Genomic DNA, 14,563 nt, shown 5'->3' with positions numbered 1-14,563 from the left:
TTCTTGATGCGAACATTCCAACGAAATCGGAAATCTTCCAACGGCGCCCACGGCGCCGTTTTCGTTTTCTACTCCGTCGCAGCGGCCCGTTTCACCTTTCTCCGGTCGTAGTGACGATGTGTCGTGGCCGGGTTTGCGTGGGCCGCAAAGTCATAGGCGTCAGCCGCCCGCTGCTCCAGTTTCGTCGTGATTGCCGCTGGCCGAATGTCCATGGCAGAGAAGTAGGCGGGGTGGTCGGTGATCGAATACTTGGGCGCAGCGTCGCCGTCGGCGGCCCATTTCTCGCGCCGCCGGTTGGCAGCATGCTGTTTTGCTGTCTGGAGCGCCCGCGCCGCCTCCGGGTCGAAGGAGGCGATCCACTCCCACATCGCATCCTGCCAGACCGATCCCCATCCGCTCTTGCTGTATGGCTGGCCCTTCCGATTCGGGAACAGGAATAGGCTCTTTATCACGACGCGCTTCGTCGACGTCTCTGCAGCGGTTCGCTTGGCGCGCTCGACGACAGCCCGCAGCCGCGGCGACCAGTCGCGAACCTTGACGACCTCAGCCTCACCCTTCTTGCGCTTCGCCCCGATAACTCGAACGCCGTCGTCCGTCAGCCCCGAAAGTCGGTACGGTCTGACCTCCGCGGCACGGAAGCCGGTCAGATACGTGAACATGGCGGCGCATCCCATGGTGCGGAACGCCTGGCCCTGCCGAACAGCCCACAGGTAAAAGCGGACAACCTGGCTGCGCGAGACAGTCCGCACGTCTTTGTCGGCCTTGTTCAGCATCAGTCCGACGAACGGGTTTGCCTCGATCAGGGCCCAGCGAATCGCGTAATTGCAGATTGTCGACATCAGGGACAGCTCTTTGTTGGCCTTGATCGGCGCGCCAGCTTTCTCCCGGGCCTCCAGAAACTGGTATCCATGGACGGCCCGAAGGCCGGCCGGCGCCATCTTGCCAAAGAACAGAGTCAGATTCGCGTACATGCCTGCGCGCACGGACTTTCCTTCCTTGGACTGATCCCGGAAGTGCGTAGCGTCGACATCCTTCTTGAAGCGGTCGATCATGTCGGCGACGGAGCCGGCGACAATCTGACCAGCTTGAATGTCCAGCGCTTTCCGTTTGGCCGTCTGCTCCGCCTCGGCTATGGCTTTGCGATCGCCAAGCGGCGCGGTGGCAAGGGTCTCGCTCTTGCCATCGGGGTATTGGTAGTAGTACGAAACTTTCCGGGCGCCGATGTACTTGTACAGCCAATCGACGCCGGTTCGCTCCTTACGCGAAGGCTTGGAGGTTCGGCGTGCTGTCATACTTTGCCGGGGTCTTCGATTCCTCGATCCCCAGTTTGCGGTTGTAGTAGGCCCTGGCCACCTTTGGCAGGCCGTTCTTGTCCATGACGTAGCGCCAGCGATGGCGGTCCAGCCATTTCGCCATTTCATGTCGCTGGTTGGCCTTGCAGCCGACCAACTCGGCCAGCTCGGCCGCCGAGAGGAAATCACTCACTTTTCCCTCCAATCCGCCACGCACGGCGGGTGAGTTCGATGATACGTTCTGCGTTCTGCTGCATTTACAGGTGATACGTTGTAATTCGTGGATACAGCCCAGAGGCTGTACCGCTGGGATAGCTATGGGGTGGGTACTCACCGGAGGGTATGACGCCTGATGCCGGTGATGCCTGGCGGCAGGCCGCTGGTTGCGGTGCCTGCTTCCGCCTGCTCGCCGGTCAGAAAATCCGAGCTGCCTTGGTTCGTGACCTTGAGGTAGTCGACCTCTACCTTCGCGCTGTCCACCAGGACTCGGGCAACGTCGGCGACAGCCCGAGCCCGCTCGACCTCCATCGGCTGCTCGCGATTGCGCAGATCAGCAAGGGTATCCAGGAGGTGCTGGCGGACGGTGGTGATGTTATTGCTCATGACTGCTGCTCCTTCGCCTCGCGGGCGATGCGATTGACTTGGCGGGTGATGGCGCCCTTGAGTTGGACCAGCTTCGCCAGCTCAGGGGACCGGTTGCGGGGATGGTTCCGACGCGCGAGCTCGCCGCGCGTAACCAGCTCGAGCGCGTCTACGGTGATCAGCGCGGCATCAGTGGTGTACCGGCCAGGCAGGAATGCCACGGCATGCCCCGGCGGGATAGGCCCGTGAGCGGCCTCCCAGACCAAGCGGTGGACGCCAACCCAGCGCCGGGCGGGGACCAAGTTCGGGTCGTCGGTTACCTTGCGCTCCAGATACCCATCCTTTGTGATGCGCTCGCTGCCGATCGGCACATAGTTTGTGTTGGCCGCGCCGCGGCGTTCCCCTTTCTTGAAGTGCGCGCGCACGGTGTTCGGGTGATGGCCGGCGCTGCCCTTGATCCCTTTGTTCCAACTGGCGTGCCCAGGACGAAAGCGATTGCCATTGTCACGGCTACCATCGAGGCGCCCCGCATCCGGCGTCGCCAGATACTCGGCGGTCTTGCGCAGGCCAAGCTTGTCCGCGAGCCGATAGATTGCGGTGGTAGACGTGCCAAGCGCCTTCGCCAAGTCGCTCGTCTTCGACCCGGGATAAAGCTGGCGCACAGCCTCAACCTCGTATGGTTGCCATATATGCCGCATCATTCCACCTCGGCTGCCGTGTCGATGCGCGCCAGGCTGCAGCTGTATGGCAGCATCAAAGGATGGGCGGGCGTGCCGTCTGGCAGGATCCGCAGCGCGTGTGCAGCGATGCCGGTACGGGCCATCTTCGCGAGCATCTCCGATGCCTCTGGTCGGCCACGAGCATTTGCGCCCCAGGCGGCCACGACGATGCCTCCTGCGTGCATGACATCCGTGATTGCGTGCGCCATGTGCTCATGGTTATTGGGCCCCACAGGCCAGCCTGCGGCCTTCAGTGCCTTCGGGTCCGTCGCGCGATAGGCATAGAGGTTCACTACCTCAATCGCGCCGCAGCCAGCGCGCGAGGCGAAGCCGATGCACTTTCGGATGGTCGGGTCATCGAGATCGGCGTCAGCCGTGCTCGGATTGAGCATGATGAACAGCATGCTGGGTCCGTCCGCCCAGCGCCGGCCGAGCCGGTACCGGTAGGCGCCGCACTCGGAAATGATGGCGGTCTTTTTCATCACGCGCCCTCCTTGCGGTACAGAGCTCGGAAGGCATCCGCATCGCATTGCGACACCCAAGCGCCATCGCCGAACTTGTAGGTGGCCGCGAATTTCCCTCCGGGAAACGTGAACGTCGCCGAGCAATGGCCATGTTCTGACTCTAGGCGATCGCCGTAGACGTGGGCATGGGTCGCCGTTGATCCCGGATACTTGGTTTCGACGAGATCAATCAGCGCCGCCTCCGCGGCTTTCCGGCCGCGCCGTCGAGCGGCATCCATCGAGGCGCAAGACTGGCTGCAATAGACGAATTGCCCCTTCTGTACCGGTTCGGGGTCGGACCAGGTATCGAAGTCAGGATCGGCCTCGATCTCTTCCATTTCCTCGTCGACGCGGCATCCGCAGTGGAAGCACTCAAAGTGCCATCCCTGCTCGATGAGCGCGAGCGGCGGAACTGGCCCGGGGGCGAATTGGTCGAGTGCCGGCCGGCGGCGGCAGTATTCGACGCCATCCCAGTCGCAGCCCATCTCGCTTCCGCCTTCACGCCGCGCTGTCGCGCTATTGGTGGCGAACACGATTTCCCAGTTGTCGCCGCCGTCATGCACCTCGTATGCCTTCAGGGGTTTCATGCCGCCTCCTTCGCAGTGGTTGGCGTGGCGCTCATGGCGACGTCGATACGGTCTGCAATGGACTCAGCGAGATCCGGTGCCGCATTGCCATACTGGTAGCTTCGGAGCGCATGGGATGCGGCGGTCAGCAATTTGCGTACGCCGTCTACCTGGCCGGCAGGAGGTGCGGCTGGCACGTGCTGGGGGAGGGGCGAGTGCTTCGGCTTGGCTGCCTGCTTGGCGCGGATCTGCTCGACCTTGGTCCATATGCGGGCCAGCTCCGTCTCGCCAGCAGCGTGCATGTCCAGTCCCTGTGCCAGGCATAGCGCTGCAAGCGTAACCATCACGCCGCCGACCTCCTGGTGCTTTTCGCCGACAGGGCGCCCATAGACGTAGTCCACAAGCTGGTGCGCCTCGCTGGCGGTCGCGCCGCACGACTGCACCAGTTCAAGCGCCTCCTCCAGAAAGCGGTGGTTCCGCTCCTGCTGATCGGCGGCTATCTCGGCGCCGAAGCACTCCAGCATCCACGGCTGCACGCGCGCTTGGAAGGGCTCGGCAGGCGCAGGGGCGGCGTCCACGCGTCCGCCAGTCGGATCGGCCGGGTCAATCGGATAGACGCCTTCCTCCGGATACTCGGCAAGCGAGACAGCAAGAATGCTCCGCTCATTGGTAGTGCCGTCGTCATCCGAGACGGTGCCGGGGCGCCTGACTTCGAGGATCAGTTCGGACTCGTCATCGCCCATGGATTCGGCTCCGCGCACCAGCTCAGCCGCCAATGCGCGAGCTGTCTCCATGGAGATACACCACGCGACCGGCTCCGCAGCGGCCAGCGCAGCAGAGGGGAGGGAGTCCAGTGCCTGAAGGAGAGCCGTGCGGTACTGGCCCATCGTCTGAAACGTAATGGCGTAGCCATCGTTCGCGATCAGCGCGCGAATATCCGCGCCGATGATGGAAGGTTCAGCGGTTGCCATGATGCAAATCCTTTCTTTCTGCGATCCGCTTCATCCAGCGGTAGTTGGTGTAGACCGCGAAGGCGACGGCGCCGAGGAAGGCAATCGCCATGACAGCCAGTGCGACCAGGCAGCTCATGACGTCTCCAGCTGGGTTTGACCGCGGGGAGCGCGGTAAGCCTTGGTCAAATCGCCGCTGATGGCGTGGCCGCGCCGGCGCGCGATGTTCGCCAGGCGCGCCTGGTCGTGATGACTGCCGGTAGCCTGCCGCAGGAGGCCCAGATAGCTATTTACGGACGCGTGAACGTCAGCCGCTTCCATCTGGCGCAGCCGGCGGGCTCCCTCATTCACCGTGCGAGCGCGGGTGGTGCGCACCCACGGCCGGACGACCTGGCCAACGAAATCGACGCCGCGGGTGACCGGTTGCAGAATGGTCTTGGCCGGATTCAGACGAGCGCCCAGCTGGCGCGGCAGGAAGGCTTCAATCTCGGCGTGCGCGGCGTTTAGCCACTGTGGCGACTGGTGCAGCAGCACGAAGTCATCCACGTAACGGATGTAGTGCCGTGCGCGTACCCGGTGCTTCACATGCTGATCCAGCGTGTCCAGGTAGACATTGGCGAAGAACTGGCTGCTCAGATTGCCGATCGGCAGGCCGCGGTGCGCCGGTTGGTTGAGTAGACTCTTGTGGGGCGGTACGAGCGCCAGTAGGTCAGGCGTGGACTGCATTTGCACGCCTGGCCGCGGGTCATGCATCAGCACAAGGTCGGCCAGCCACATCCACCAAGGCTCGGTGACTCGGGCGGCGAGCTGGGCGCGCAAGACGTTCTTGTCGATGCTGACGAAAAAGTTAGCGAGGTCGCACTTCAGGTACCAGGCCGGCCGTACCCAATTCTCGGTGACGCTGCGTACCTTGGCCTCAAGCCGGCGGGCGGCATAGAGCGTGCCGCGGCCCGGGATACAGGCGCAGCTATCCGCTATGAACGAGGCATAGAAGCGTGGGGAGATGCGGTTGTACAGCAGGTGATGCACCACCCGGTCGCGGAAGTCTGCCGCCCAGACCTCGCGCGGCTTTGGGCGCGTCACCACGAAGCAGATGGAGCGACCGGGCTGGTAGCTGCCGTCGAGCAGCTCGCTGTGCAGCTGACAAAGGTTGCGCTCGAGCTGCTGCTCGAAAGCGAGAGCGTTGTGGGTGTTGCGCTTGTTTTTCCGGCAGTCGAAATACGCGACCACCAGGTCTTCGAAAGAAGCAGGTTCCGCACCGGCTTGATCTGCGGACGGCGCGGGCGCGAAACTCGTTGTTCTTGTGGTTGTTGTTCTGGTTGCCATCATTGAAGTTCTGATTCCACGCGTTGTTTGAGTTGCCCGCGTACTGCGTCGATTCGTGCTATCCACGTCGCCTCGCCGAAGGCCCGAAGCCGATCAGCGGGGAAACTGCGCCGGACCTGGCCTGGTGACTCCCAGCGGTATCCGTGGTGCGCATGGCGGTGGCCTTGTGAGCCAGCGGCACGACCAGATTAAAAATCGCACGGGCGAGACGGCCTTGACCGTCAGGCAACAGGCGACGATGCGGATCTGCGCCATCCATTGGCTTGCTTCCCGATGCTGTTGGTGAGCGCCACCGTCTTCGCGTACTGAGGCTTCGAGATGAGCCGCTTGTCTACGGACAGGCGAAGCAGCAGCTCGGCAACCTGCAGGCGCTCGACCAGATCTAGCAGGTGCGGCACCTTCTCCCGCGCTGTGTTCGCGCGGAAGATCAGCACGGTGATCTCGATGCACTCGTCACGGAGCTTCCCGCCGATCGACGCCTTGAAATCGCGCGGCATGTTCTTGGCAAGCTCCGTAGCAGCGTCGAGCAGGTCGTACGCCACCTTGTAGATCGGGAGGTTGGTGTGGATGGCCATGCTGAATGACTAAAGGATCAAATGGTCAATCTGCGGACGGCGCGGGCGCGAAACTCGAAGTCCTTGCGGTTGTCGTACTGGTAGCCATCACCGAAGAGCTGACCCCACGCGTGGCTCGAGAAGCCCGCGTACTGCGTCGACGACCAGTACCAAGCCTCTTCGAAGGCCTCGGCACCGCCTTCCTGAAAGGCTGTGGCGGCGGTCTGGGCCGGGCTGTCCTCCGTGTAGGCGTACGTGGCCGGCACGGCGCTGATGTTCTCGCCATGGCGGTAGCCCACGTAGTTGCCGGCGGTCGGCTTCAGGTAGCGGTAGGCGATCTCCAGCTCATCGCGTGCCGGCAGGTACCAGTCGTCGAAGCCATTGAGCTGCAGTCCGACAGCCCACAGTGCCAGAGCGCTACCGGCTCGCGCCATCGCGATCGTGTTGGCATTCCCGTCGTAGTAGCTGAGCGCGTCGTCCAGCTGCTTGCTGTTGGCATGCCAGGGCGTGTCCTCGTGCTCGCCGCCGTCCTTCGGCGCGACGACCAGGACATAGATGCCATCGTCCTGGCGAATCTGGCCGGCATAGAAGCCGCCGCCAATGGCGTCGCCTGCCTTGAGCGCAGCTGCGGCTGCCTGGCTGATGGTGGTTTGCACTGCGATGGCTTCGACTGCGGTGACTGCGTTCATGACTGTCCTCTCAATGAGTTGGTGGCACTGCGTTGTAGGGGCGGGTACTTGCGGCGGGCTCGGAGACGTGGCTTCCCGCGGTGTTTTTCGACTTGGGGCTGTCGTGCCGCTTTCCCCGGTTGATCAGGCCGCCTCTTCCAGGGGGAAAAGAACCGGCAAGTCGTCAGGCGCATCCTGCAGGCGCCCCTCGATGTCCGACATGACGAGCACGCCGTCTGCACGCATCCACTGGACTCGCGTCTCGCCGTTCGGGCCGGCGCCGCGGAACAGGCGAATCGGCTGAGCAAGGATGACGGCGCGTTCGCCGTCGCACTTCGGATCCTCGACCGTGAGCGGGACAGCCTGTTTCATGTAGGCGATCTCCAGCTTGTCGAGTGCTGCGACATCTCCGCGGCGTGCGGCGCGGGAGGCTTGGCGCTTGATTTCTGCGATGTTCATGGTGAAGTCCTCGGTTACCCGCGAAGGGGAGAGAGAATCCCGCGCCAGCTGCCGTCCTGCAGAAGGCAGACGCCGGTCGAACGGTCTTTGTTGGATGCCCAGGAAAGGGAGACGTCATCCGTCTTGACCTGCCCCAGGAGGCGAAGCAGGTTCGGGCCATCGAAGGAAGCCTCAAGGTGCGCCTCGTCGGCACGCGCCTTGAGCTCAATCTCGGCATCGACAGACTGGGTGCCGTTGGAAATGCTGATAGCGCAATCGCCTCCGTCCTGCTCGAACCGGATCGCGCCTTGCTCATCGAAGATGCGATGCAGTGGGCAGATCTGGAGGAGGTCGTTGCGCGCGAAGGTAACGAATTGATCCGGCCGTGGAACCATCCGGCGCCAATCGAAGTACTTCGCCCCCTGCCTGTTGCAGATGACGCGCACGCCATCGCGGCTGCCAACTACATGGCTTTCATAGATCTCGAAGTGCTCGGCGCCGACGTTGGCGAGGAGTTCCGCAGCGTCGCCCGTAATGGTCATGCCGAACTCGGACAGCTTCTCCCCAAAGTTGCGGGGAGCTATCGGCAGGCAGTTTGCGGCCAGCATGAAGCCGTCGCATCCGACCAGGTGTATGGCCTCACCGTCGCACTCCAGCCAGAGGCTGCGCAGGAATGGCTTGTCGTGCTGCTTGGGCCCGGCGATCGCAAACGCAACGGTAGGGATCAAGGCGGTCAGGCCCGGGGCGTCGAACGAGGCGATCTGCGCGCCGGCGATCTTGGGTTCGGGGAAGCTCTTGCCTGGCAGAGTCGGAATGGTCAGCCTGCACTTGCCTGCGCGGGCAATGGTCTTGCCGTCCTTCTCGGTGAAAGTAATGGTCTGCGCCCCCATCCCGGCAGCTGCGTTGAGCTTGTCAACCGGCAGGCAGACGTCCACCGCCTCGTCTTCGACGTCTGCCGGAACCGTTGCAATGACGCTCATGTGTCCATCGGAGCCGGTGAAGGTCACGGCGCCGGCGCCCGCTGCGGCCTGCAGGCGGATGTGGGTGAGAACGGGGAGTACCGACTTGGGCGCAGCTGCTTGGCCAGCGGCCTTCAAAGCGGTGCTCAGATGGTTTCCAGCGATTGAGAACATGTCACTGTCCGTTGGGTTGAGAGAGGGCGGCAGCGAACTGCTCGCGGACAATCACCAGGCGGGCAAGAGCGTCCTGCGCGGCCAGCGAGTAGAAATTGCCAGTCTCGAGAACGCCATCGATGGCGGCAACCACTTCCATCGGCGAGGGAAGGCCGGCCGGAATAGGGGCCTTGCCGACACGGCTGGCGCCGGCGGCGAATGCTTGGTTGTTCGCCAGCGTGCGGGCGCGGAAGTCGTCCATGCTCATGCCTGCTTCACCTGGACATTGCGGGCACCGCAGAGCAGCGCACGGTTGATGGCAGCGTCATGGGCGGCCCACCAGTTGGCGAAGCGGCCCGTATAGACGCACTGACGGTTGATGAAGATGCGGAAGGTCACGATTGCCTCCAGATCGGGGTGGACATAGGCGCGTCCAAGTTGAGCGCGATATAGAGGCCTGACAGGGTGATCACGCCGAGGGCGATCCCAAACCAGAAGAGCACGTCGCGGAGGATCTTCATGCCCGGGGCCCTCCCAGTTCAGGTATGTAGTCCGGCGAGTCGACGGTCAGCCAGTGCTGAAACACGACCATGACGCCCTCCGCCTCCAACGACTTCGTAAGCACGTTGCGGCGCGGCACCAGCTCGTTAATCTGTTGACGGTGATCCTTAGCCGGTAACGCCAGACGGTCGAACTCCTCGCGGTCTGCTATCCCGACGAACACGCAAGTCGGGGTCACGACGGATGCCCAGCTGCTCGGTGAGGTCATGCCACACCTCCAGCACGCTGGATGACAGCCTCGCGCTCGTGAGCGCGGGTGATGCCTTCACCGTCGACACCGTCGCGCGCATTGCGCTCGGCGAGCACGTTCTTCTGGCTGACGGAGAGGAGCCCGAGGACGTTACGGATGATCTGGTGGGCGGCCTGAAGCTCGCGGAGCAGCTCAGCCTGCTGGTTGGCTGCAATGGCCTGGCGGACGGCGGCTTGATCGGGCGTCATGGCTCAGACCTTCCCGCCCAAGGACAGCGCGAGCAGGACGAGAAGCGCCCAGCCCATGATGCCAATGCCAACGATGATCTCCATGCCGCTCTCCATCTTGCGCTGCACCCAGTGGTGCGCCGATGGATAGACTATAGCGATACGCTAAAACAAAGGCAACAAGAAAACGTGCGATTCGCTAAATATATTGTTTAGCGTTACGCTTGCGGTGTAGTGCGCGGGCAACAAAAATCCCACCGCAGTGGGTGGGCTCATCTCATAGTGGTTGGGTGGGGGGGCTAGCCCTTACAGGAGATCACCATGGATCGGCTGATTGCGGTTCCCCCCAGCAAAGCTGGCATTGGTTGTGGACGCGCCGCCAGCCATGATGCTGCCGATCTCGCTGCTACTGGAGATAACGTTGTAGCCACGCTCGCCGCAAATGTCGCCGGCTCGCTCCAGGCAAGCGCCCCAGGTTCTGGCTAGCCCAGAGCAGTTCAGGGCATACGCCTCGCGCCCATCCGGCCCATATGTCTTGGAGGCCGACGCACAGCCGGCAATAAGAATCGCCACGGCGGTGATGCCGATGATCTTCATGTGCCCTCCCTGTTAGAACCGTGTCTTGATCTTCTTGCGCCTTACCGGATGAGCCACGTAGTACATCCAGGTGATCTCTTCCGGCTTGAAGAACAGGATGCCAGGCTCGCTATAGGAGCCAAGTTGTACGCCATTGCGAAGGGACTGGAGTCGCTTGAGCATGGTCTCGCCGGTCCCGAGCCGGACAAGTACGTCATCACCCAATTCGACTTCTGTCCCGGGTTCCACAAAGGCGAAGTCGCCAGGGTTGTAGACGGGCGCCATTGATGTGCCGATGACCGGTGTAAGGAAGGCATGCGGATCGTCCGTCGCCAGCACTGCAAATTCTTCTGTTGCGCCCACCAGGTAACCGCCGTCAGTCCAAATTCTCTCAGGGAGGCCGCCGTTGGCCCGACCCACAACGTAAATACGTCGTGCAGATGAGCTGCCGACCTGGATGTGCGGGTCTGGCAGCCGCGAAACATTGTAAGTGTCTGTTTCAGAACCCTCGTTAAGTTTTGCTTCAATCTGATCTGTTCCAGGCGATGGCTTGACAGTCGCGAGGTTCTGGGCGGAGGCGTGGTCCACATCCATCCATCCACGCTTTTCGCCAAGAGCCGCCTCAATCTTGCGGGCGGCATCGTCGCCCATGTGTTTGGGCTTCCCGGTCTTGCTGTCCGGCTGACGGTTCTTGATTTGGCTGAGGTAAGCCGATGAAAGGCCAGCCTTTTCGGCCAGAGCGGCGGCCGTTTCCATCCGGCGGATGGCCTCAAGCAAGTTGAGGCGGCGTATCTCGTCAATGGTTTTCATGCGCGCCATTCCATAGCAATTCGCTAAACAAGGAAATGTGCGATTCGCTATTGTCATTCGTTTAGCGAATCGCTATAGTGCAGCTATGGATCTCAAATCTTACCTCTCCGGAAAGCGTGGCCGGCTCGTCGCTTTGAGCAAGGCCATCGGCGCCCATGCATCCGATGTTAGTCGATGGGCTACTGGGGAGCGTCCAGTTCCAGTCCCTTTCGGGCGACCGATTGAAGATGCAACGGGTGGCCTCGTTACGCGGAAGGAAATGTTCAGTCACGAGGTGCTGGAGCGGGTCTGGCCCGAGTTGGTGGGCGCGGTTGACAGGATTAAGGCCATCGACGACGTGCAGCCTCCGGTCGCAACGTCGGAACAGAACAAGGGCTGAAGCCCGTAATAAGGGCCGGCACAGATCGGCAGAGGAACCACGGGGTAACGAAATCAGGGGCTGTACCAGTGGGTGATAGGCAAATAGGGGATGGCATGACGCACGTACGCGTGGGTAGCACGTCGGGCAAGTTGACCGCTGAGATGCGGACCGTCGTGGACGAGGAAACGAAGGACGAGTTCTTGCGCTTGGCATCGAGCGAGGGAATGAGCGTTTCTGAGTATCTGCGGGACATGGTGATGATCCATGTGCATGGCCGTAATCACCTTGTGAGGTTACACAAAGCCCGGCTGGATCGGATGGCAGGAGTAGGGGCAGATGACAGCGAATAGATGGCGGAGAAAGGGCGGCCCAGTTCCGTCCCACATCCGTCCCGCTTTTGTCCCTCTTCTGGCCACCATGGCCGGGCGCTGATCTGGCGAAATTAGTGCTCATGTCGTTCTGGGCATTTAGCAGTTTGTGAGGCGGGGATTCCCGCAAAGTCCGCGACTAAGCCGCGGTTCGATAACGACAGCGTACTTGCCGCCCCACCCAACTGCACGCAGCGGAGTGGGGGCGGGATTGCGGGGCGCTGAGTAACTTTGAGCAAGGCACCATGACCACCACACTTTCGCCGGCAAAGCTTGAACAAGCTGTCCGGATGGCGCTTTCTTCCGAGCGGCGGAAGGAGCTGATGGACCTGATGGGATGGGATAGCTCCGATGTGAGCCGCATCCTGGCCAATACGCAGGGCATTCCCCTGAACAAGATCGACATGCTGACGGGCAACTGCGGCTTCGCCTTGGTGACGAAGCCCTATCTGGACGCCATCAGCACGTTGTGCCAGGTGGGCGCCTCGTGCCACTGCGCGCGAGAGGGCTTCGGCGAGTGTGGCTCCCGGCGCTGAGGTGGCTATGAGCGATCGCCTCACACCCGGCGGTGCTTACCGCATGCCCAGCGGCCGGCGCACTTTCTTCGCGCGCTTTGTGCACTCCCAGAACGCCTACCAATTCGTCTACGAGGACGACGGCACGGAAATCCGCCACCGGCAATTCCTGCTGACTGAGAAGAACCTGAGCCTGGCGGTACCGGAGGTGGGCCAGTGATTCACGAGCTGATGCCCCGCGCGGCGCTGCGCGAGCAAGGCGCCCAGGCCTTCCGCCGCGGGCTGAAGGCTGATGACAACCCGCACTGGCCGCCGGGCACCGATGCCCACCTGGAGTGGCATGCGGGTTTCAAGGACGAGCAATACCGGCCGGTGAAGGCCAATCACGCATAGGAGCGCCCATGCACACCGCAGTCGCGCACACGAGCATTCGCGTCTACCACCAGCTAAAGCAGGATGGAACCCTGTCCAAGCGGCAGAAGGAGATCCTCGCCGTGATGAAGCCGTTCCCAGCCGACTATTCGCTGCAGGAGCTGGTGAAGCTGACCGGCCTGCCGGTGAACATCGTCAGCGGCCGCGTGAACGAGCTGCGCGAGGACCTGGGCGAGCTCGAGCGCGGGCCGGCGCGAGCATGCAGCGTCACCGGTCGGACGATTCGCCCGGTGCGGCGCCGGCATCCGCAAGGGAGCCTCTTCTGATGCTGGTGGTCGTCATTGCGAACGGCAAGGCCATCCGCGTCAATCCGCTTCTGCACCCGGACATGCTCTGTCACGGGCAGCAGTGCTACCTGCGCTTTCCGGGCGTCTGCCGGAACAACCCGGACACCGTGGTGCCGGCTCACTCCAACCAGCTCAAAGACGGCAAGGGCAAGGGCCTGAAGGCTGACGACCGCATGACGATCCCGGCCTGCTTCTGGTGTCACTACGAGCTCGACCAGGGCAAGCGATTCAGCAAGGAGCAGAAGCGCGTGCGCTGGGATTGGGGATACGGCCGGTGGGCGCCGTACCGGGAAAAGCAATATGGCGTGCCGGCGGCGCGCGTAGGAGCAGTTGCATGAGCGTCGAGGCTATTACCTGGGCCCTTCGCCAGAAGGTCGGGCGCTCATCCACCAAGCACGTCCTGACCCTGATGGCCAACTGCGCGGCCGAGCCGGCGCTGCGCTGCTACACATCCATCGCCTACCTCGTTGAGGCGACCGAGCTTGACCGGAAGACCGTCATTGCGGCCATCCAGAAGCTCGAGGAGATGGGTTTGATCACCGATGACGGCGAGCGCACGGGCCGTACGGGACAGATCGTGGTCTACCAGATGAACGTCGGTCAGAGCGCAGAAGAAGCCGAAGGTGGGGAAAAACGGAACAGTTCCAAAAACGGAACAGTTCCGAAAACGGCGGCAAAGGGTACCAAAAACGGATTGAAACAGTCCCAAAAACGGACGGAAAGGTATCCAAAAACGGGACACGGAACAGAAGGAACAGAAGAGGAACAGAAGGGAACGGGAAAGGGCGCGCACGAAAAGCCTGAAAAAGCCCCGAAACCCTTCGAAGCCTTCTGGACGCTCTATCCCCGGAAAGCCTCGAAAGGCGATGCCGAGAAGGCGTACCTGAAGCTGGCTCCCGATGCTGCCCTACAGGCGGTGCTGCTTGATGCGGTGGCGAAGCAGACCGGCTGGGACTCGTGGAAGGAGGAGGGCGGCAAGTTCATCCCTTACCCGGCGACCTGGCTGCGTGACCAGCGCTGGACCGACGAGCCGCCGAAGCAGTCGACGCCGGCGGCGGGCGCGAGCGGCGCGGCCACGGACACGACCTGGTGGGAAACCGCCCCGGGCATCGAGGCGAAGGGTGCCGAGGTGTGGCGAGCCCGCAAGCAGGGCGAGGACTTCCAGCGCTACAAGGTCGGCGTGTTCAAGCACGCAGGTGAGGGTCCGTGGCGCCAGGCGCTGCTGGCCGACCTGCTGCGTACCAAAAGCTCGATCTACGCCGACGTGCACCAGTACTTCTACGGCCACCCGCCGGTGGAGGCGTCATGAGCATCGAAGTCAAGGTTGCTAAGGGGCATGGCCAAATGGGCGGAGCTGCATGGTTTGACCGCCATCGCAAGACGCGGATGCGGGCCTACCACATCTTCAGCATCCGCCGCATGGTCTGCGCCGACGGCCATCTGTGGATCGCGATCATCGGCCCGTATGCCATTGCGTTCGGCCACAAGCTCAACAAGGGCCGTCGCCCGGCGGAAAAGGCATGACC

At 62.6% G+C, this 14,563-nt stretch carries 27 protein-coding genes; 7 read left to right on the top strand and 20 right to left on the bottom strand.

Annotation, left to right across the window (positions count from 1 at the left end; translation table 11 throughout):
• Window positions 1-68: 68 nt before the first annotated feature.
• From RM96_RS18065 to RM96_RS36365, 20 genes are all read right to left on the bottom strand, one after another.
• The gene (locus RM96_RS18065) at window positions 69-1,292 is read right to left on the bottom strand and encodes a hypothetical protein (protein ID WP_039012499.1); all 1,224 of its coding nucleotides are present in this window, start codon (window positions 1,290-1,292) and stop codon (window positions 69-71) included.
• On the bottom strand, window positions 1,258-1,485 hold the full coding sequence (locus RM96_RS39390) for a DUF4224 domain-containing protein (protein ID WP_039012497.1): 228 nt from the start codon (window positions 1,483-1,485) through the stop codon (window positions 1,258-1,260). Before RM96_RS39390 ends, RM96_RS18065 begins: the two co-directional genes overlap by 35 nt.
• Window positions 1,486-1,622: 137 nt before the next feature.
• Window positions 1,623-1,895, bottom strand: coding sequence for a hypothetical protein (locus tag RM96_RS18055; protein WP_039012496.1), 273 nt, complete (start codon window positions 1,893-1,895; stop codon window positions 1,623-1,625).
• Window positions 1,892-2,536, bottom strand: a complete 645-nt coding sequence (locus tag RM96_RS18050) for an HNH endonuclease (RefSeq protein WP_238587309.1) — start codon at window positions 2,534-2,536, stop codon at window positions 1,892-1,894. The genes RM96_RS18055 and RM96_RS18050 overlap by 4 nt, the downstream gene beginning before the upstream one ends.
• Before the next feature lie 35 nt (window positions 2,537-2,571).
• A complete protein-coding gene (locus tag RM96_RS18045) occupies window positions 2,572-3,075 on the bottom strand; it encodes a DUF1643 domain-containing protein (RefSeq protein ID WP_052279574.1) in 504 nt (167 codons plus the stop codon).
• Window positions 3,075-3,683, bottom strand: coding sequence for a hypothetical protein (locus tag RM96_RS36370; protein WP_052279573.1), 609 nt, complete (start codon window positions 3,681-3,683; stop codon window positions 3,075-3,077). Before RM96_RS36370 ends, RM96_RS18045 begins: the two co-directional genes overlap by 1 nt.
• On the bottom strand, window positions 3,680-4,633 hold the full coding sequence (locus RM96_RS39695; RefSeq protein WP_202966745.1) for a hypothetical protein: 954 nt from the start codon (window positions 4,631-4,633) through the stop codon (window positions 3,680-3,682). Before RM96_RS39695 ends, RM96_RS36370 begins: the two co-directional genes overlap by 4 nt.
• Window positions 4,620-4,751 (bottom strand): hypothetical protein, encoded by a 132-nt coding sequence (locus RM96_RS40545; protein WP_274520198.1) that lies wholly within the window; start codon window positions 4,749-4,751, stop codon window positions 4,620-4,622. Before RM96_RS40545 ends, RM96_RS39695 begins: the two co-directional genes overlap by 14 nt.
• The gene (locus RM96_RS18030; RefSeq protein ID WP_039012659.1) at window positions 4,748-5,938 is read right to left on the bottom strand and encodes an RNA-directed DNA polymerase; all 1,191 of its coding nucleotides are present in this window, start codon (window positions 5,936-5,938) and stop codon (window positions 4,748-4,750) included. Before RM96_RS18030 ends, RM96_RS40545 begins: the two co-directional genes overlap by 4 nt.
• A gap of 221 nt (window positions 5,939-6,159) precedes the next feature.
• Window positions 6,160-6,513: a four helix bundle protein gene (locus RM96_RS18025; protein ID WP_039012494.1), complete on the bottom strand. Its 354-nt coding sequence runs from the start codon at window positions 6,511-6,513 to the stop codon at window positions 6,160-6,162.
• Between the two features lie 17 nt (window positions 6,514-6,530).
• Complete coding sequence (locus RM96_RS18020; RefSeq protein ID WP_082016590.1) at window positions 6,531-7,181, bottom strand: Lcl domain-containing protein; 651 nt, start codon at window positions 7,179-7,181, stop codon at window positions 6,531-6,533.
• Between the two features lie 123 nt (window positions 7,182-7,304).
• Complete coding sequence (locus RM96_RS18015; RefSeq protein WP_039012492.1) at window positions 7,305-7,619, bottom strand: hypothetical protein; 315 nt, start codon at window positions 7,617-7,619, stop codon at window positions 7,305-7,307.
• Between the two features lie 14 nt (window positions 7,620-7,633).
• Entirely contained in the window at window positions 7,634-8,731 is a 1,098-nt protein-coding gene (locus tag RM96_RS18010) for a hypothetical protein (RefSeq protein WP_039012491.1), read from the bottom strand.
• Between the two features lies 1 nt (window position 8,732).
• Window positions 8,733-8,978 (bottom strand): hypothetical protein, encoded by a 246-nt coding sequence (locus tag RM96_RS18005; RefSeq protein ID WP_152624140.1) that lies wholly within the window; start codon window positions 8,976-8,978, stop codon window positions 8,733-8,735.
• Window positions 8,975-9,109: a hypothetical protein gene (locus RM96_RS40540; RefSeq protein WP_274520197.1), complete on the bottom strand. Its 135-nt coding sequence runs from the start codon at window positions 9,107-9,109 to the stop codon at window positions 8,975-8,977. The genes RM96_RS18005 and RM96_RS40540 overlap by 4 nt, the downstream gene beginning before the upstream one ends.
• Window positions 9,106-9,231 (bottom strand): hypothetical protein, encoded by a 126-nt coding sequence (locus tag RM96_RS40535; RefSeq protein ID WP_274520196.1) that lies wholly within the window; start codon window positions 9,229-9,231, stop codon window positions 9,106-9,108. The genes RM96_RS40540 and RM96_RS40535 overlap by 4 nt, the downstream gene beginning before the upstream one ends.
• Window positions 9,228-9,479 (bottom strand): hypothetical protein, encoded by a 252-nt coding sequence (locus RM96_RS18000; RefSeq protein ID WP_039012489.1) that lies wholly within the window; start codon window positions 9,477-9,479, stop codon window positions 9,228-9,230. The genes RM96_RS40535 and RM96_RS18000 overlap by 4 nt, the downstream gene beginning before the upstream one ends.
• Window positions 9,476-9,709 carry a hypothetical protein gene (locus tag RM96_RS17995; RefSeq protein ID WP_039012488.1) on the bottom strand — a complete coding sequence of 78 codons (234 nt, stop codon included), beginning with the start codon at window positions 9,707-9,709 and terminating at the stop codon, window positions 9,476-9,478. The genes RM96_RS18000 and RM96_RS17995 overlap by 4 nt, the downstream gene beginning before the upstream one ends.
• Window positions 9,710-9,994: 285 nt before the next feature.
• A complete protein-coding gene (locus tag RM96_RS17990; protein ID WP_202966744.1) occupies window positions 9,995-10,285 on the bottom strand; it encodes a hypothetical protein in 291 nt (96 codons plus the stop codon).
• A gap of 12 nt (window positions 10,286-10,297) precedes the next feature.
• Window positions 10,298-11,074: a S24 family peptidase gene (locus tag RM96_RS36365; RefSeq protein WP_052279572.1), complete on the bottom strand. Its 777-nt coding sequence runs from the start codon at window positions 11,072-11,074 to the stop codon at window positions 10,298-10,300.
• Window positions 11,075-12,048: 974 nt separating this feature from the next.
• Between RM96_RS36365 and RM96_RS17975 the strand changes: the two genes are divergently transcribed.
• The 7 genes from RM96_RS17975 to RM96_RS17950 are packed head-to-tail and all read left to right on the top strand — an operon-like array spanning window position 12,049 to window position 14,561.
• Window positions 12,049-12,339: a hypothetical protein gene (locus RM96_RS17975; protein ID WP_039012485.1), complete on the top strand. Its 291-nt coding sequence runs from the start codon at window positions 12,049-12,051 to the stop codon at window positions 12,337-12,339.
• A 7-nt stretch (window positions 12,340-12,346) separates the two neighbouring features.
• Window positions 12,347-12,538, top strand: coding sequence for a hypothetical protein (locus tag RM96_RS17970; RefSeq protein WP_039012484.1), 192 nt, complete (start codon window positions 12,347-12,349; stop codon window positions 12,536-12,538).
• Window positions 12,535-12,711 (top strand): hypothetical protein, encoded by a 177-nt coding sequence (locus RM96_RS39385; RefSeq protein WP_193752478.1) that lies wholly within the window; start codon window positions 12,535-12,537, stop codon window positions 12,709-12,711. Before RM96_RS17970 ends, RM96_RS39385 begins: the two co-directional genes overlap by 4 nt.
• Before the next feature lie 8 nt (window positions 12,712-12,719).
• The gene (locus RM96_RS17965; RefSeq protein ID WP_039012483.1) at window positions 12,720-13,016 is read left to right on the top strand and encodes a hypothetical protein; all 297 of its coding nucleotides are present in this window, start codon (window positions 12,720-12,722) and stop codon (window positions 13,014-13,016) included.
• Entirely contained in the window at window positions 13,016-13,375 is a 360-nt protein-coding gene (locus RM96_RS17960) for a nuclease domain-containing protein (protein ID WP_039012481.1), read from the top strand. Before RM96_RS17965 ends, RM96_RS17960 begins: the two co-directional genes overlap by 1 nt.
• A complete protein-coding gene (locus RM96_RS36360; RefSeq protein WP_052279571.1) occupies window positions 13,372-14,346 on the top strand; it encodes a helix-turn-helix domain-containing protein in 975 nt (324 codons plus the stop codon). Before RM96_RS17960 ends, RM96_RS36360 begins: the two co-directional genes overlap by 4 nt.
• On the top strand, window positions 14,343-14,561 hold the full coding sequence (locus RM96_RS17950; protein WP_039012480.1) for a hypothetical protein: 219 nt from the start codon (window positions 14,343-14,345) through the stop codon (window positions 14,559-14,561). Before RM96_RS36360 ends, RM96_RS17950 begins: the two co-directional genes overlap by 4 nt.
• Window positions 14,562-14,563 lie beyond the last annotated feature (2 nt).

This window comes from Cupriavidus sp. IDO (assembly GCF_000812465.1).
GTDB lineage: Bacteria > Pseudomonadota > Gammaproteobacteria > Burkholderiales > Burkholderiaceae > Cupriavidus.
Note: the sequence above shows the minus strand (reverse complement) of the source record. Positions and strands in the feature narration are given on the sequence as shown.

Excerpts from the sequence above, each read along its gene's own strand:
- RM96_RS36360 (WP_052279571.1), top strand. The coding sequence starts at position 13,372 with ATGAGCGTCGAGGCTATTACCTGGGCCCTTCGCCAGAAGGTCGGGCGC.
- RM96_RS36365 (WP_052279572.1), bottom strand. The coding sequence starts at position 11,074 with ATGAAAACCATTGACGAGATACGCCGCCTCAACTTGCTTGAGGCCATC.
- RM96_RS17995 (WP_039012488.1), bottom strand. The coding sequence starts at position 9,709 with ATGACGCCCGATCAAGCCGCCGTCCGCCAGGCCATTGCAGCCAACCAG.
- RM96_RS18055 (WP_039012496.1), bottom strand. The coding sequence starts at position 1,895 with ATGAGCAATAACATCACCACCGTCCGCCAGCACCTCCTGGATACCCTT.
- RM96_RS18010 (WP_039012491.1), bottom strand. The coding sequence starts at position 8,731 with ATGTTCTCAATCGCTGGAAACCATCTGAGCACCGCTTTGAAGGCCGCT.
- RM96_RS18025 (WP_039012494.1), bottom strand. The coding sequence starts at position 6,513 with ATGGCCATCCACACCAACCTCCCGATCTACAAGGTGGCGTACGACCTG.
- RM96_RS18045 (WP_052279574.1), bottom strand. The coding sequence starts at position 3,075 with ATGAAAAAGACCGCCATCATTTCCGAGTGCGGCGCCTACCGGTACCGG.
- RM96_RS39695 (WP_202966745.1), bottom strand. The coding sequence starts at position 4,633 with ATGGCAACCGCTGAACCTTCCATCATCGGCGCGGATATTCGCGCGCTG.
- RM96_RS40535 (WP_274520196.1), bottom strand. The coding sequence starts at position 9,231 with ATGAAGATCCTCCGCGACGTGCTCTTCTGGTTTGGGATCGCCCTCGGC.
- RM96_RS17950 (WP_039012480.1), top strand. The coding sequence starts at position 14,343 with ATGAGCATCGAAGTCAAGGTTGCTAAGGGGCATGGCCAAATGGGCGGA.
- RM96_RS17965 (WP_039012483.1), top strand. The coding sequence starts at position 12,720 with ATGCACACCGCAGTCGCGCACACGAGCATTCGCGTCTACCACCAGCTA.
- RM96_RS18020 (WP_082016590.1), bottom strand. The coding sequence starts at position 7,181 with ATGAACGCAGTCACCGCAGTCGAAGCCATCGCAGTGCAAACCACCATC.
- RM96_RS18030 (WP_039012659.1), bottom strand. The coding sequence starts at position 5,938 with ATGGCAACCAGAACAACAACCACAAGAACAACGAGTTTCGCGCCCGCG.
- RM96_RS18000 (WP_039012489.1), bottom strand. The coding sequence starts at position 9,479 with ATGACCTCACCGAGCAGCTGGGCATCCGTCGTGACCCCGACTTGCGTG.
- RM96_RS17970 (WP_039012484.1), top strand. The coding sequence starts at position 12,347 with ATGAGCGATCGCCTCACACCCGGCGGTGCTTACCGCATGCCCAGCGGC.
- RM96_RS17960 (WP_039012481.1), top strand. The coding sequence starts at position 13,016 with ATGCTGGTGGTCGTCATTGCGAACGGCAAGGCCATCCGCGTCAATCCG.
- RM96_RS40545 (WP_274520198.1), bottom strand. The coding sequence starts at position 4,751 with ATGAGCTGCCTGGTCGCACTGGCTGTCATGGCGATTGCCTTCCTCGGC.
- RM96_RS18005 (WP_152624140.1), bottom strand. The coding sequence starts at position 8,978 with ATGAGCATGGACGACTTCCGCGCCCGCACGCTGGCGAACAACCAAGCA.
- RM96_RS17975 (WP_039012485.1), top strand. The coding sequence starts at position 12,049 with ATGACCACCACACTTTCGCCGGCAAAGCTTGAACAAGCTGTCCGGATG.
- RM96_RS17990 (WP_202966744.1), bottom strand. The coding sequence starts at position 10,285 with ATGAAGATCATCGGCATCACCGCCGTGGCGATTCTTATTGCCGGCTGT.
- RM96_RS36370 (WP_052279573.1), bottom strand. The coding sequence starts at position 3,683 with ATGAAACCCCTGAAGGCATACGAGGTGCATGACGGCGGCGACAACTGG.
- RM96_RS18015 (WP_039012492.1), bottom strand. The coding sequence starts at position 7,619 with ATGAACATCGCAGAAATCAAGCGCCAAGCCTCCCGCGCCGCACGCCGC.
- RM96_RS18065 (WP_039012499.1), bottom strand. The coding sequence starts at position 1,292 with ATGACAGCACGCCGAACCTCCAAGCCTTCGCGTAAGGAGCGAACCGGC.